This is a genomic window from Legionella israelensis (genome assembly GCF_004571175.1).
Classification (GTDB): domain Bacteria; phylum Pseudomonadota; class Gammaproteobacteria; order Legionellales; family Legionellaceae; genus Legionella_D; species Legionella_D israelensis.
In genome coordinates this window covers 1,810,588-1,824,944 of record NZ_CP038273.1, presented here as the reverse complement: position 1 = coordinate 1,824,944, position 14,357 = coordinate 1,810,588, and the positions used below count along the sequence as shown (strand labels likewise).

The window sequence follows — 14,357 nt, the reverse complement described above, 5'->3', positions numbered from 1 at the left end:
ATCGGATAAAGTTTAATAGAAAGAGACCATTATGGCAAAACAGATATAAGGCTCTGTGCAATTAGTCTTTATCTGAGCGGTATAGATGATTGGCAGAAGCCTGTGCTGTCGGCATAATGGTCATTTCAGCAATATCAACATGCTGAGGCCGGGTGGCACAATAGACAGCCGCATCGGCAATATCTTTGGCCACTAAAGACACAAAATCCTTATAAAATGCATGTGCTCTTTTTACATCTTTAAAACGGACAATACTAAATTCTGTCTCAACCGCACCGGGAGCAATTTCCGTGACTCTTATAGCCGTACCCAGTAAATCGAGACGAAGTGATTTGCTGATGGCCCTGACCGCATGTTTTGTAGCACTGTACACATTTCCGCCAGGGTAACATTCCTCACCCGCAATAGAACCAATATTAATAATATGTCCGCTATTTCTTGCCACCATCCCAGGTAAAACCTGGCGAGTTACGTATAAAAGGCCTTTGATGTTAGTGTCAATCATGGTATCCCAATTATCGACATCACCTTCTTGCAGAACATCTGTAGACAAAGCAAGTCCGGCGTTATTTATCAGGACATCAATGTTTTGCCCATCCGCCAGTAAATGATTTAATTCCCTGGCTACTTGCTCCTTATCGCGAACATCTAATACCAGCACACAACTTTCCGTTTCATAGCGTTGGTTTAATTCGCTGGCTATTTTTTCCAACTTGTCTTTGCGTCTTGCAGCAAGAATAAGTCTCGCACCTATTGCGGCGAATTCTTGCGCACAAGCTTCGCCGATTCCGCTGGAAGCACCAGTAATGAATACGGTTTTATTTTTAAAATTCATCATTATTTACTCATTTAATCGTTTAACATTTTTCAAAAATATGACAATCTAAAATCATTTATTCCCAAAAGAGGCACATATGAAAGTCATTATTATAGGAGGAACCGGAACCATTGGCCAGGCTGTCGCTGCTGAACTTAAGGGAAGACATGAAATCATTCTCGCCGGGCATCACAGCGGTGATATACGTGTGGATATAAGCGATAAGAACTCCATTGAAAAGATGTATAAAAAGATCAAAGACATCGATGCGGTGGTAATGACCGTCGGTAAAGTGCACTTTGCTTCCTTTGAAGACATGCACCAGGAACATTATGAAATCGGCCTTAAAAACAAACTTATGGGACAAGTCAATGTAGTCTTGCAAGGCAGACATATATTAAAACAACATGGCTCTTTTACTCTGACCAGCGGCATTTTAAATATAGATCCTATCCGCTACGGCAGTTCAGCAGCCATGGTGAACGGTGCCATTGATGGCTTTGTAAAAAGTGCGGCCCTGGAAATGCCCAATGCCCTTCGCATTAATAGCGTGAGCCCCACAGTCATAAAAGAATCCATGGAAAATTACGCAGCTTATTTTCGTGGCTACAAACCCGTCACGGCTGCGGAGGCAGCTTTAGCTTATAGTAAAAGTGTTGAAGGCTTACAGACGGGTCAAATCTACAAAGTCGGCTATTGAAGCTTTTTGTAAAACTTTCGCCCGTCAAGCAGCGGGCGGAAAGTCTGTTCGATAACAAATTGAAGAAAAATTATTTACAAATGAATTTAAGCTCAACCCGGTAATCATCGCTGGATGAGGCAGGGTTTGCCCGATCCGTTAAAATGGAACTTGCTAAACCTATAAGGGCTTTTTGTGACTTGTCGACACCTTGGTACAGGGATTTATGTTTCAGAACAACGAGTTCTTTTCCCTGCTTGCTACAATATTCACTGGCTTTTTTCTTTGCTGCGCTTTCCGCCATTCCTTCAGAGCTGGAAGTAGCTACCAGAGAAAACTTATTACCCCCTTCCGGAAAAACCGTGGTGCTGGCACAACTGGCGAGCAATAAAAAAGATAAGCTCATGATTAATATCTTAAAAATTTGGTTCATTTTTATTATTCCTTGAATAAAGTTTAAGCGAAGTGATTCTATTGTATTTTGTTGACCACTTCAATCAATAACTCATGTTACGCAGCACAGTATTTTTTAGAACATTTGGACGCATTTTGAAGTTTAAAAGCGCAGTTTACATGGAGTAAATGAGCACTTGAAATTCCAAAAAGCGTCCAAAGAGGCAAAAAAGACGAAGCTGCGTTACATGGGCCAATAATCTTTATGTATTTTGCTCGCTTCATTATTTCCATTGAACACTTAAAAATGACGTTTCTCTTTCCCCTGAGGAAAAATAAAAAATCAGGAAAAATGACAGGGTGTATTTTTAGGCTTCAAGATAATCAAGTTCTGGACCAACAGGAACAATCTGAGTAGGATTAATATGCTTGTGACTGAAATAATAATGTCGTTTGATATGATTCATATTCACCGTTTGACGAATACCAGGATAAAGATATAGTTTTTTTAAATATTGCGACAAATGCGAATAATCCTTAATGCGTTTTAAATTGGCTTTAAAATGCCCAAAGTAAACAGCGTCAAAACGAATCAATGTAGTAAACAGCCGCCAGTCAGCTTCTGTTAACTGTTTATCGATCAGATAAGGCTGTCGACCTAAACGCATCTCCACTTCATTCAATGCGTTAAACAGATTGGCAAAGGCTTCCTCATAGGCTTTCTGGGTAGTGGCAAAACCACATTTATAAACACCGTTGTTGATGTTGTGATACACGAGCTCATTGATCTCATCAATTTCCGATTGCAAGGCCTTGGGGTAAAAATCCTGTCTGTCTCCCGTCAGTTCATTAAATGCTTTATTAAACATTCTGATGATATAAGCAGAGTCATTATTAACGATCGTCTCCTGTTTTTTATCCCATAAAACAGGAACCGTCACTCGGCCTGAATAACTTGGGTCAGCCTTGCTGTAAAGCTGATGCAAATATTGAAATCCATATAGAGAATCTGTGCTTCTGCCCTTTTCATCCTTGAGCTCCCAGCCCTTTTCCAGCATATCTGTATGAACAATACTTACCGAAATAATATTTTGTAACCCTTTCAGTTCTCTGAAAATCAAAGTGCGGTGTGCCCACGGGCAGGCGAGAGAAACATAAAGATGATAACGATCTTTTTCGGCGGGGAATTGTTCATCTTCTCCAATCATGTTTTTAAATTGAGTCCCGCTTCTGACAAATCGTCCTTCCGAATCTCGTTCAAAATCCTTATCTTCTTTCCATTCTCCATTCACCAATATTCCCATAACACACTCCCAAAATGTCTCCATTCAAAATTTCAGCACTAAGAATGTAATTTTTTAGTAATTTTCGCCACGTGCTCGCCCTGAAAACGGGCAATGTCCAACTCCAAATCGGAAGGCATGCGTTTACCATCAACGCCTGCCACAGTCCCCGCGCCATAGGGAGAGCCGCCACGAAACTCCGATATGTTCTGCAAGGTTTCACAGGAATAAGGAACACCAACAATGATCATTCCCTGATGAGCCAAGGTATTCCAAAAAGAAGTGATGGTCGTTTCGTTTCCCCCTCCTGTCCCTGTGGAGGTAAAAACGCTGGCTACTTTCCCTATCAGTTTTCCTTGCAGCCACATTTGACCGGTCTGATCAAGAAAATTTCGCATTTGAGAGCACATATTACCAAAGCGGGTTGGTGTACCAAAAATAATGCCATGATAATCCATGAGATCTTCTGGGGAGGCAATTTCTGCATCCTGATCCAGCTTAAAATTTGACTTTTTGGCCACATCTTCAGGAACAAGCTCAGGTACTCTTTTTATTGCCGCCTCCACGCCGTCAATTTTTTTAACGCCTTTCATCACTTCATAAGCCATTTTTTCTATATGTCCATAACTGGAATAGTAAAGAAGAAGTATTTTTATGCTCATCATTGCATCTCCATTTGCAACCTTTATGGGCCGTCTTTTATAAAATACAAACGACGGCTTCTAAAAATCAACGACTTTTGGATAATATTAAATTAATAGTCTTAACAAATCATTTTTGCAAAATACTCATTAAAAAATAATTCTCGACTTTTGTGAAAAATATACGAATCCCCGTGGTTTGACCTCGGGGCCTATAAAAAGCCAATGCTATTTATCAAAGTCTTGGAAAACGCTGGATTTTGATAAATATACTGGTGATGGACATTGCGTCGATGCCGCGGTGATTCGTAAGCCGAAAAAATTCATAAAGTCGAGTGATTAATTCTTGGCTAAACAGCAAAATTATGGTTTAATTATGATCGCTTTGAGTTTATAGAGATCAATTATGAAAAAAATAGGTTTAATGATCATCCTGGTTTCTTTAGCAATGTCTTTCTCATACGCAAGTAAACTCAGTCGTTTTTTTCACGAGCATAAAGAACGAGAAAGAGCCAGAGAGCAGCAGCAATTGCGCCAGGATATGAATTTTGCGGATTTTTCTTTCCGTTTTGAAAAACGTTATGTTGACGAAAGAGGCGAGCAATGCCGTGATTATGTTTTCCGTAGCCGCAGCAATCCATATCGTCATGGTTATTTTACAGTATGTGAAGAACGATAAGCGCTCAGAAAGCTATAACTCATCTTCTGCAAAACTCACATATTGATGAATGCTGCCATCTGGGCAGCATTCTTTTTTGCGCAGCCTGGTATACACTCTGCAACTTCATTTGTTTTTAACTGTAGACTTTCATTCCTTTACCAAAAGGGCACTGAAACATATGGCTGGTTATTAAAGCATAATTTTCAGCATGCATGATATCCACTCTTAAAGAACCGTGGCCTTCTGCATCCAGATTCATTTTTGCATAACTGTAAATCGGAACACCTTTATAAGCGGGTTCGTCCATTGTAAAATGACGATCAGAAGCCGTAATTTTACTGTTACCCATTAATAATACTGCATTAGGTTTAACCGAGACCACATTACGGGGTAAAGTATAATCTGCCGTACATTGGTTTAGATGAAAAATAAAATGAATGGACTTACCTTTGGCAACCGCATTAGCGACCTGCGGAAAGCTGGTCAACTCATCTGCCTGAACAGATGATAAGGCCAGTGTAGCAAAAACAGAAAAGACAAGTCTTCTCATTACAGAACACTCCTTATGAAGAAAATAAAAAGAGAATTCCAGAGCATAAATCATTTGTCAATCAATAAATTGAAGGATAAAACAATGGGCTTTTGTGAATGGAGTTGAAATAGCCACAAAAATTTCATACATATAATTTATAATCAAACAAAAACATCCTTGAAGAAGGAATTTGTTTAATGCCAATAAATAAAGGCTACATCATCACAGAAAAAGAAGTGGAAAAATCTCTGTCCAAGCATGTTATTCGAATTGAAGACTCTAAGGAATTGCCTGACGATGGCTGTTTTTTTGTTGTTATCGATATTGAATATGTTTCTATAAATTGTCTTTATCAGCTAAGAGAAAAAATAAATTACCAACTGTTGCCCATTTTCTATATTGGTCATCCACCACAACATCATGAACAGATTCTTGATGGCTATTTTGATGAAGCAGCTGTTGAACGTGCAAAAAGTCTCCAATCACGTATGGAGTTGATTCAGGCAGAAAAAGGAAGAAAGATAGAAGATTTTGAAAAATTGCTCAGTCAATACCTATTTGTCAGGGATCCTTTTATACTGAAAGGATTTCTGGATTACCATTCTCATACAGGCATACAATATCCTTTGTTAGAAGTCATAGATTACCATAATGATCCCCAGCATTATGAGTATATGCTACACGGTATGGAAACCCGTAAATTACTTAAACATGAAAAATTGATTGATGAAATCCAGGCTTGTCCTTTCTGTAGTTCAGGATTGCTCAATTTTAAAAATTGCTGTCCAAACTGCCAATCCATACGTATCACGACACAATCTTTTATTCATTGTTTTACTTGTGGAAACGTCGGTCCTTTGCCGGAATTTCTGCAAGGAGAAGAACTCATTTGCAGCCGTTGCCGAACAAGGCTACGTCACGTGGGTATTGATTACGATAAGCCTATAGAAGATAAGATATGCCAAGAATGTCATCATTTTTTCTTTGAACCAGAGGTCAATGCGGTCTGCATGGTCTGCAACAAATTATCTGATCCAGCTGATTTACCCGCAAAAAAACTATATGAGTATCGACTGGCAAGACGTGGTGAGTCACTGGCCCAAGGCATTGATCAATATTTTATCGTTGAGCTGAGCCAGTTTTTAAAATTGATTGATTTGAGTATTTTTATGATGATTGTGCACTGGCAGACCTTATTAGCCAGACGTTATGAACAACTTTCATTTAGCTTGATGGCTTTAAGCATTCAAAACGAAGATGAATTGGTTGCCACTCATGGTGCACTGAAAACGGAAAGATTGTTTGCGGAATTTTTTGAACGAATCAGAACCCTTTTAAGAAGTACAGATCTGGTCTCCAGAGATAACAAAACCATTTTATTTTTCTTGCCCATGACACCTCTCGAAGGAACCACGACACTTTCTACGCGCATCAAAGCTTTTACTGAAGAACAGTCCATCAATGACAGTAAAATCAAACTTCGCACAGCAATGATGACTTCTTCGGAAATTCTTGAAAAGAGCATTGAAGAAGATTTGCTATTAGCCGAACTTTATAACCGGATTAAGGAAAATGACTGATTTTATATATCAGATTATTTATTATCTGATGTCCATCTTTGCATCCAACGATGTCATGATGTTTATTTTTATCTTTTTTCCTTTTATTGTACTCATAGAGCTGCCTTTTCATGCGCTAACCTTACTTTTTGCTATTAAAGGTTGGCTCAAGATGCAATACTCTCCCCCTTCGTTAAGAGTAAATTATTACCCTATCGTCACGGTGGTTATTACCGCTTACAATGAAACCTGGGAAGAATTATATATTTCAATGCAAGCAGTAGCCGAACAGCTCTATCCCGGCAAAATAGAAACACTGCTTATCATCGATAATGCTGTTGAAAATATGCAAACCGTAGCAAGTGCTCATCAAATTGCCAAAATATTTGACTCCATTCCTAATCGAACGTGCAAAGTCATTGAAAAAAAAGCGCGTGGTGGGCATGCCAGCTCAATGAATCTTGGTCTGAAATTAGCGAAGGGGGAAGTTTTAATCATGCTCGATGCCGATACTTCTATTGATAATCAGACCGTTACGAAAGCGGCAGCCCATTTCCGCAATCCAAACGTGATCGCTGTATCTGGAGCACTTCGAGTCAGAAACATCAGGTCTTCCATTCTTACCCGTCTTCAGTCTATTGAATACATGATTGGTATTCAGCTGGGACGATTTGGCTTAACGGAACTGCATGTAACCAACAATATTTCGGGTGCTTTCGGTATATTCAGAACCGGTTTTTTAAAACAAATTGGTGGATGGTTGAACGGTACGGCGGAAGATCTCGACCTTACTTTGCGTATTCATGTTTACGCCAGTCGTTACCCACATCTTAAAATCATTCATGAGCCATATGCTATTGCCTGGACCACAGTACCTGTCAGTCTACGACGATTATTGAAACAACGACTGCGTTGGGATGGCGATTTATTTTATATCTATGTGAGAAGGCACTGGCGAAAATTCAGCTCCTCGCTGATGAGCCGAGCCAGATTGTTCTTTTTCAGTTGGTATGGTTTATATTATCAACTGGTCTTACCGTTTGTTCTCGTTTTTTATACGGTTTTACTCATTTTCACCATAGATCTGGCTAAAATCATTGCCGTGTTTTTGTTGGTTTACAGTTATTATCTGATCATGAGTGGTTTATTGTATATCTTTTTCCTGCTTTTAGTCTCTGAGCGCTCGCGACAGGACTTTACACTCATAGGCTGGCTATTATTAATGCCTTTATATCAGTTGTTTTTACGGTTTATGGCCATGTTTTTTATCCTGAATGAGATCATGTTCAAAGGTCATCAGGAAACCAGCATGGCCCCGTGGTGGGTCATTCGAAAAACAAAATAGATGATATACTAACAACATGGGAATTCAACTGACAAAAAAACGGACAAAGGACACTTTGCCCGTCAAATACCATCCAAGTCTACGAACACCACCCAAACTTCGTTGGATTATGCTCGTTCTGCTTTTGAGTATTCCTTTGCTTATTCTTATTTACCAGGTAGTGAATGAATACATCCTGGTTCGGTTTTCAGGTTTGATCACTTATGACACGATAACTCTGAGGGCACCTGATGACGGTTATATTAAAAGCCTGAATGTGCAGGCAGGTGAAAACATAAGAGCCCATCAAGTCATATTGATATTTAATTCCCCTACCACACAAGCGCAATTACAATATCTTAGAGCGGAAAAAAAACGGCTTATTGATTTAATGAATTCACTGCAGCAAAGTCAAATCACTCCCAACCTGGAACATTTGCTTGACGTAACAAATCTTATTTTAATCACGATATTCGCGGGCTTTTTTACTGGCTTGATATGAGCCATCGAATAAATGTGGCAGAAATATTTGAAGAAAATCTCGCCTACGGCGATATTAATCAGCAGACATCCTTTCCTTCAAGCTTAAGAACATTAGAAGCATGCCAGCTTTGTTATTTAGATGATCCGGTAAGCCCCGAGGCTCTATTAGCGTTGCCTGATGCCAATGAGGCTTATATAGCAGCCAGTAACTACAGACTGTATTATATCAATAAGAACAATCAGACCTGTGTTTTAATTTATCAAGGTTGCTCCACTCTTTTTGATATTTTTCCTCAGTTCTACAACAGTGACAAAATCAAATCCGCAACTTCAAGAGATATAGAAAGAATCATCCAAGCCCTACAGAAACCGATTCATCCTTTACCAGTTAAAAATGCCACTGATTATCATCCTAGATATATTGTCAATGTAAGCAATTGCACCGTTTTACACCATGCGGTGCTTATCAACGGCATTCAACAAGTCAAATCCTTGTTAAAATATCAGCCTCAGCTCGAATTAAAAGCCAGATATCAAATTCAACCCACAGGAGAAATTTTAGAATTAACGGCCAAGGAGCTGGCAGATTATTTAAAACATGATGAAATTGCGGCTTTATTAGCCAGTCTTACCGAAACAAAAGAAAAAAATAGCAGCTTGATTAAAGCAAACCGCCATGTCATTTGGTTTGCATCCAGCAAGGATAACACGACCATCGATACACAGAATAAAGCAGCCAAAGCTTCAAAAGAAGTCGATGAACCTTGCTCTGAAAAAAGCCATCCCATTGGTTCTGGCCCTGCTAAGGAGTGTGATTTCATTCCAAGAGATAAAGCATTATCAACGCAAATGTGAAAGAGAACGTTTAATAAAATTGTTTTTATTGGAGATTAATGATTCATTTTGATGACATTACCAGCAAGACGGTAGATTTATACTCTATTTTATCCAAATCACTGCGAAAATCTTTAGCTAGAACGGAGTTTACCATTCAAGTCATAGAGGAAGCAGACAGTGAAATCCAGGAAGCTAATCTATTGATTGAGGAGGTATTCCCTTCGGGGGAAGCAGAGGAGTATAAACCCAGTTATGTGCTTGGCAGCAATGAAAATGGATTGTGTCTTGCCTGTTTAAAACGAGGCTTCCTTCTTGGTTGTATTTCAGTCAGCTTTGATTTAGAAGAAAAGGCTGTTGCTATACATTCATTGGCCATCGATCCCAAATATCGTGCGCAGAAACTGGGCTCTGCGCTCCTCTTATCATTGCATGATGTATGTCACGAATTAGGCATTCAATCCATGTCTTTGATTTCCTCTGAGCAAGGGAAAGGATTTTATCAAAGCTTTGGATTTAAAGAAATGGCCCTTCAGTCTTATGAGACCCAGTTACCTTTTTCCAAAAGAGTCGTTCGCAAAAAAATATCGGATTTTAACCATATTCATGGAAAAGACAAAGCTCTTCCCGAGGATGAAAGAATCCGCAAAAAACATACAAGAGAGGACAAGTCTGAGTATTCAACCACCTTTTTTAACCGCCATAAACGACACAAACAAAGCAAAAAGGAAGCTAATACATCCTCTGCCGTTGAAATTGTAAATCCGTTTTACTGACAAACCTATCATCCGTTGCTTATAAAATGGTTTAACATTTCTTTCTTAACAACAAGCCTGCTACAATATTTGTGTTAACAACACTTCTTTTTCAGTCTTGATAGGTTTTTCATGTCAGAGGCATTAACGCACTATTATCTGCAAGCCATGGGAATTGATGTCTGGATGGAACGCCAGCCTGTTTTATCCTGTGAAAAGCATTTGTCCGCCTTAGCGACCGAAGTGGCATCCTGTACACGCTGTTCGCTGCATAAAGCACGTCGGCAAACCGTTTTTTCTCGCGGCAATCCAAAAGCAAAACTCATGATCATCGGCGAGGCTCCTGGTTTTTATGAGGATCAACAAGGAAAACCTTTTGTGGGTAAGGCGGGAATCCTGCTAAACAAAATGTTGCAGAGCATTGGAATGACAGAAGATGATTTTTACATTGCCAATGTTTTAAAATGCAGACCTCCAAATAACCGTGATCCTGACATGGAAGAAATTTCCCAATGCAGCCCTTTTTTAATTTGTCAAATCCAGCTGGTTAAACCCCGGCTAATTCTTGCTTTAGGGCGTTTTGCCGGACAATTTTTACTGGATAAGCCGCTTCCGCTTAAGCAGTTGCGTAATCATCTTCATCACTATGAAGAAATTCCTTTTATGGTCAGTTATCATCCAGCTTATCTCTTGCGAAACCCAGCTGACAAAAAAAAGGCTTACATTGATCTATTGGCCGTAAAAGATTTTTTGCAAACTTCCAAAGTTTTGAATGTTTGAGGTTATTAAATTAAACGACGGACAAAACAACAAATTTTTATGACAAAAGGATTAAAAGGTTTTCCAACGGCTCATTTAGGCGTAAAATTCCTTCTTCTGAAAATCACAAGAGTTTAAGAAATAATGCGAATAAAAAAGATCAATATTCTATATGCTGGATTATTCTTTTTGATTTTTAATCATGCCTTAGCTGCTGGTTCCGCTCAGGAAGCCTCAACAGATCCCTTTATTCAAGTTTGGAAATATTTTGACGGCGTTAATACCTACACTTTAAATATTACCAACAGCCATGCTCCAGGACAGGACTACTATATTAACTATACTTTTCCTGGTGGAAGTGCATCTACGGACATGTGTCAAGTTTCCTCCAATACCTCATTTACCTGTATGAGCGGTGAAACCGTGACCCGCAATGATGCCACTCATTCAGTGACTTTGACCACTCGCAACACCTCTTATGTGTTTTATGATCCAGCGCACATGCCGACGCCCGGCAAGCTTCTTGGTAACTGGAGCATGGTGCGTTCCGGTGGAGCCCGTTTCAATATTTCCATCATGCGTGGACCAGGCGAGAACGATTACAATGTTATTACAAGTTATAATGATGACAGGGGAAATAAATGCTATATTGGCGTGCCTGATGTTTACCATGCAAGCATCCATACGGATGGCAGCCAAATTCTTTCTTATTATAGATACAGTTTTAAGTATGATCCAAAGAAGAATCAAATTGTTAATCCAAATCCCGGTAAAGATTTTCATGCAGGACTCTGTATTCAGTTGATGGATGACGGCGATATCGCCTTCACAAAAAATTAAAATGTTCTGATGCTGGAAAATGAATATTAAAAAGGATGTATTCTGTATCAGAATGAAGTTACCCTGAAAAGTATATTTTATTACTTCCTTAAGGAAAAAAATGGAATCATTTTTAGCTTTTATCCTGGCCAATTTTACCTTGACGTTATTTGCCTTAAGTATCATTTTTGCCGGTATCTCCCTGGCTCTGCAAGCAAAACCGATATCGAAGGCAAAGTGCATCGATATTTTGTTTTCTTACTTTTTAATATTTAATATCGGCATCAGCTATATTTACAATTTTGTCGTACATGTTTTCTTTGGTGACATGGCTGCAGCCTTTATCGGCTGGAGCCAAAGCCCCTTCCAACTTGAAGTCGGCTTTGCCAGTTTAGGGTTTGGGGTATTAGGGATTTTAAGTTTTTGGTCGGGTTTAGGTTTTCGCACTGCCACAATGATAGCCCCCTCGATGTTCTTATGGGGCGCAGCAGGAGGCCATATCTATCAAATGATCGTTGCCGGGAATTTTGCCCCTGGAAATGCCGGTATTATTTTTTGGTCTGATATCTTCATTCCTGTGATTGGGCTTAGCCTGTTATATCTGCAATATAAACATCCTCCCAATGATAGGGATTAAATTTTCATAGACAAGAGTCGCGCCACCTCATGAAAGATTTTGGGACATCCAAGTCCCCAAAATCGACTCGCCAACGCGCGAAGTGTTTGTGCCGCGAGCGTCCTGTTTACGGCACGTTTGCTCTGAACGAGCAAAGCGTACGCCTTCACCAATGACTTAACGGCTGCAGAAAGATTTTTTTAACATCCCTTCGGGCTGTTTAAAAAAATCGCAGCCTATCGCGGACTACGCGCCTCGGCTTTCAGCCTTCCATGGCGCGTAGTGGAAGATTTTATTTGAAGAGAACAGCATACCAGATACGGTTACATTCTATGGCGCTGATATCACTCTTGATTTCATAAAAGACATTGCTGCAAAAAACCATCTTGATGACGAAGCAGCCGCTCTTGTCATGACGCTTTTAGCTCATAATTTCAACAATAATTCACAACACTTTATCAAAAATGGGGTTAGTATTACTCACCCAGATATATTTATTTTAGCCTTACTCAAAGTCGTGGCTTCTGGATATAAAAAATGTCAGGACAAGTATGTTTTTTCAGGTTCATTAAAAACTTTTAATTTCGATTCAGCAGACTATAAAGAGCTGCATAAAAAATTTATTATGGACATACAATATATACTCAATTTCGGGAATGACACAAATGCAGAACGTCAATCAGACACGAGGACAACGCTTTTTAAAAGGGCGTTTGCATGGAGTGTTATCATGTTTTTTAAAAGTAAAAGCGTTGACGGATTTCCTCTTGAGTTTTATAAGCCAACCCTGACCGAAGCGAATAAATCATTTGACAAGCTTTTACGAAAAGCTGAGACTCTTTTTAAAGAAACAAAAAAACCTAATACAAAGCTGACTCCGCCGGATATAAGCGATATCGAGACATATACAGAACCAACTTCCCCAACTAATTTTCATGCTTCTCCAGCGGGCCAAAAAACATCGGGTTTTTTCACTACAGACCAACGTAGTGCTACAGCTAAAGAAAAATACTCTCCAAAAGACAGATGGCAAAAAGCCCCGCAACATTTTACCATATGGCTTAGTAAGGAAATTGAGCTTGATAAAAATCTGCAACCTTCTGACATCAAGAGAGCCCTTTCAAGAAACGCATTCGTTTGCCAACTCGACCCATATTGCGTCATAGAAGCAGCCAATCTATTAGTAAAAAACGGATATGTTTCTTCAGTAAAAAGGATATTCGATCCTATTGGCGGCTGGGGCGATCGTTTAGTGGGGGCATTAGCTTACTTTCTTGGAAATGGCAGCCCAAACCCCTCCGTTATTGTTTCTAATGATGCTAATCCTGTATTGAAAGAAAATTATGTACAGATATTTGAGCATATGAAAAACCAATATCCTTTAGACAAGGTTACCTTCAAAGCATTTAATTCAGCGATTGAAAATTTAGACCTGGACGATATATTTAAAATCACCGGGAATATGCGTTTCGATATGGCGATTACATCACCTCCATATTATGATACCGATAAAGGATGTGTAATCGAAAATTACCCACGACATGACAGTGAATCAAAAACACAACAATCATCGCAGTATCCCAATGCGACTGATTGGACTAATAAGTTTTATCATCCGTTCATTCGGAAAGTCTTGGCAAGTTCATGGCATTTCTTTTTAAATGTACCTATGGATTCAGATCTTCATAAACAATATGGTTTTTTAGCGGATTCAATTGGAGCTAAACCGAAAAAACAGAAAAACCCGGAAAAACCAGAAAAATCTCATGACAATCACAAACCAGATAAATACTTCTATTTTAAGGAAACGACAAAAGCGATGGAGGGATATGAAACCCAGACAGGATATATGCCTCGTATAATTTTTATTGGTAGTTATCCCGTTGGGACGACATATCATGAAGCCATGTATGGTATAAAAGTTTACGTACCTTTGACTTTACCAAGACAGCCGCAGCTCCAGGATTCATCAGAAGAGCAGCATACGGATGATTCAAAGAAAAAGACCACTGGACCTCATGCAAACGGATTTTTTAATAGAAGAGATATAAATAATAACAATTCTAATAATCATGAGAAATCATATAAAACCAGTTTTATCTAATGTGATGATGAACTTTTAATAACTCGTGTTACGCGGCACAGTATAGTGACCTTGGCTTTAGCCAGTTTAGTGCGCGAGATTGCATCGTACGCTTCTGG

16 protein-coding genes are annotated in these 14,357 nt (G+C 39.2%); 11 read left to right on the top strand and 5 right to left on the bottom strand.

Annotated elements, in window-relative coordinates; translation table 11 throughout:
- Positions 1-61: 61 nt before the first annotated feature.
- Positions 62-835, bottom strand: a complete 774-nt coding sequence (locus E4T55_RS08220) for an SDR family NAD(P)-dependent oxidoreductase (protein ID WP_172461019.1) — start codon at positions 833-835, stop codon at positions 62-64.
- A 79-nt stretch (positions 836-914) separates the two neighbouring features.
- On the opposite strand from E4T55_RS08220, the gene E4T55_RS08215 reads away from it, so the two are divergent.
- The gene (locus E4T55_RS08215) at positions 915-1,517 is read left to right on the top strand and encodes a short chain dehydrogenase (RefSeq protein ID WP_058501048.1); all 603 of its coding nucleotides are present in this window, start codon (positions 915-917) and stop codon (positions 1,515-1,517) included.
- A 70-nt stretch (positions 1,518-1,587) separates the two neighbouring features.
- Here E4T55_RS08215 and E4T55_RS08210 read toward each other — a convergent pair whose 3' ends face one another.
- From E4T55_RS08210 to wrbA, 3 genes are all read right to left on the bottom strand, one after another.
- The gene (locus E4T55_RS08210) at positions 1,588-1,929 is read right to left on the bottom strand and encodes a hypothetical protein (RefSeq protein ID WP_058501047.1); all 342 of its coding nucleotides are present in this window, start codon (positions 1,927-1,929) and stop codon (positions 1,588-1,590) included.
- 328 nt (positions 1,930-2,257) lie between these two features.
- On the bottom strand, positions 2,258-3,193 hold the full coding sequence (locus E4T55_RS08205) for a glutathione S-transferase family protein (RefSeq protein WP_058501046.1): 936 nt from the start codon (positions 3,191-3,193) through the stop codon (positions 2,258-2,260).
- A gap of 38 nt (positions 3,194-3,231) precedes the next feature.
- Entirely contained in the window at positions 3,232-3,837 is a 606-nt protein-coding gene (wrbA, locus tag E4T55_RS08200) for an NAD(P)H:quinone oxidoreductase (RefSeq protein ID WP_316409766.1), read from the bottom strand.
- Between the two features lie 382 nt (positions 3,838-4,219).
- Here wrbA and E4T55_RS08195 point away from each other — a divergent pair, with 382 nt between their 5' ends.
- A complete protein-coding gene (locus tag E4T55_RS08195) occupies positions 4,220-4,492 on the top strand; it encodes a hypothetical protein (RefSeq protein ID WP_058501044.1) in 273 nt (90 codons plus the stop codon).
- Between the two features lie 115 nt (positions 4,493-4,607).
- Here the strand turns inward: E4T55_RS08195 and E4T55_RS08190 are convergent, their stop codons facing one another.
- Positions 4,608-5,024 (bottom strand): VirK family protein, encoded by a 417-nt coding sequence (locus tag E4T55_RS08190; protein WP_058501043.1) that lies wholly within the window; start codon positions 5,022-5,024, stop codon positions 4,608-4,610.
- Positions 5,025-5,203: 179 nt separating this feature from the next.
- Between E4T55_RS08190 and E4T55_RS08185 the strand changes: the two genes are divergently transcribed.
- The 9 genes from E4T55_RS08185 to E4T55_RS08145 all read left to right on the top strand — a co-directional run bounded on the left by E4T55_RS08185 (position 5,204) and on the right by E4T55_RS08145 (position 14,259).
- Positions 5,204-6,586 carry a TackOD1 domain-containing metal-binding protein gene (locus E4T55_RS08185; protein ID WP_058501042.1) on the top strand — a complete coding sequence of 461 codons (1,383 nt, stop codon included), beginning with the start codon at positions 5,204-5,206 and terminating at the stop codon, positions 6,584-6,586.
- Positions 6,579-7,910, top strand: coding sequence for a glycosyltransferase family 2 protein (locus E4T55_RS08180; protein ID WP_058501041.1), 1,332 nt, complete (start codon positions 6,579-6,581; stop codon positions 7,908-7,910). Before E4T55_RS08185 ends, E4T55_RS08180 begins: the two co-directional genes overlap by 8 nt.
- A gap of 16 nt (positions 7,911-7,926) precedes the next feature.
- Complete coding sequence (locus E4T55_RS08175) at positions 7,927-8,391, top strand: hypothetical protein (protein WP_058501040.1); 465 nt, start codon at positions 7,927-7,929, stop codon at positions 8,389-8,391.
- Positions 8,388-9,227: a hypothetical protein gene (locus E4T55_RS08170; RefSeq protein WP_058501039.1), complete on the top strand. Its 840-nt coding sequence runs from the start codon at positions 8,388-8,390 to the stop codon at positions 9,225-9,227. Before E4T55_RS08175 ends, E4T55_RS08170 begins: the two co-directional genes overlap by 4 nt.
- Positions 9,228-9,265: 38 nt before the next feature.
- On the top strand, positions 9,266-9,982 hold the full coding sequence (locus tag E4T55_RS08165) for a GNAT family N-acetyltransferase (RefSeq protein ID WP_058501038.1): 717 nt from the start codon (positions 9,266-9,268) through the stop codon (positions 9,980-9,982).
- Between the two features lie 111 nt (positions 9,983-10,093).
- A complete protein-coding gene (locus E4T55_RS08160; protein ID WP_058501037.1) occupies positions 10,094-10,741 on the top strand; it encodes a uracil-DNA glycosylase in 648 nt (215 codons plus the stop codon).
- 123 nt (positions 10,742-10,864) lie between these two features.
- The gene (locus tag E4T55_RS08155; RefSeq protein ID WP_058501036.1) at positions 10,865-11,560 is read left to right on the top strand and encodes a hypothetical protein; all 696 of its coding nucleotides are present in this window, start codon (positions 10,865-10,867) and stop codon (positions 11,558-11,560) included.
- 100 nt (positions 11,561-11,660) lie between these two features.
- Positions 11,661-12,176, top strand: coding sequence for a DUF6790 family protein (locus E4T55_RS08150; RefSeq protein ID WP_058501035.1), 516 nt, complete (start codon positions 11,661-11,663; stop codon positions 12,174-12,176).
- Positions 12,177-12,567: 391 nt separating this feature from the next.
- The gene (locus E4T55_RS08145) at positions 12,568-14,259 is read left to right on the top strand and encodes a hypothetical protein (RefSeq protein WP_058501060.1); all 1,692 of its coding nucleotides are present in this window, start codon (positions 12,568-12,570) and stop codon (positions 14,257-14,259) included.
- The last annotated feature ends 98 nt before the right edge of the window (positions 14,260-14,357 follow it).

Bases quoted from the DNA above. Each gene is read 5' to 3' on its own strand.
- E4T55_RS08155 (WP_058501036.1), top strand. From the start codon at position 10,865: ATGCGAATAAAAAAGATCAATATTCTATATGCTGGATTATTCTTTTTG.
- E4T55_RS08195 (WP_058501044.1), top strand. From the start codon at position 4,220: ATGAAAAAAATAGGTTTAATGATCATCCTGGTTTCTTTAGCAATGTCT.
- E4T55_RS08205 (WP_058501046.1), bottom strand. From the start codon at position 3,193: ATGGGAATATTGGTGAATGGAGAATGGAAAGAAGATAAGGATTTTGAA.
- wrbA (WP_316409766.1), bottom strand. From the start codon at position 3,837: ATGATGAGCATAAAAATACTTCTTCTTTACTATTCCAGTTATGGACAT.
- E4T55_RS08160 (WP_058501037.1), top strand. From the start codon at position 10,094: ATGTCAGAGGCATTAACGCACTATTATCTGCAAGCCATGGGAATTGAT.
- E4T55_RS08220 (WP_172461019.1), bottom strand. From the start codon at position 835: ATGAATTTTAAAAATAAAACCGTATTCATTACTGGTGCTTCCAGCGGA.
- E4T55_RS08185 (WP_058501042.1), top strand. From the start codon at position 5,204: ATGCCAATAAATAAAGGCTACATCATCACAGAAAAAGAAGTGGAAAAA.
- E4T55_RS08215 (WP_058501048.1), top strand. From the start codon at position 915: ATGAAAGTCATTATTATAGGAGGAACCGGAACCATTGGCCAGGCTGTC.
- E4T55_RS08150 (WP_058501035.1), top strand. From the start codon at position 11,661: ATGGAATCATTTTTAGCTTTTATCCTGGCCAATTTTACCTTGACGTTA.
- E4T55_RS08175 (WP_058501040.1), top strand. From the start codon at position 7,927: ATGGGAATTCAACTGACAAAAAAACGGACAAAGGACACTTTGCCCGTC.
- E4T55_RS08190 (WP_058501043.1), bottom strand. From the start codon at position 5,024: ATGAGAAGACTTGTCTTTTCTGTTTTTGCTACACTGGCCTTATCATCT.
- E4T55_RS08145 (WP_058501060.1), top strand. From the start codon at position 12,568: ATGACGCTTTTAGCTCATAATTTCAACAATAATTCACAACACTTTATC.
- E4T55_RS08180 (WP_058501041.1), top strand. From the start codon at position 6,579: ATGACTGATTTTATATATCAGATTATTTATTATCTGATGTCCATCTTT.
- E4T55_RS08165 (WP_058501038.1), top strand. From the start codon at position 9,266: ATGATTCATTTTGATGACATTACCAGCAAGACGGTAGATTTATACTCT.
- E4T55_RS08210 (WP_058501047.1), bottom strand. From the start codon at position 1,929: ATGAACCAAATTTTTAAGATATTAATCATGAGCTTATCTTTTTTATTG.
- E4T55_RS08170 (WP_058501039.1), top strand. From the start codon at position 8,388: ATGAGCCATCGAATAAATGTGGCAGAAATATTTGAAGAAAATCTCGCC.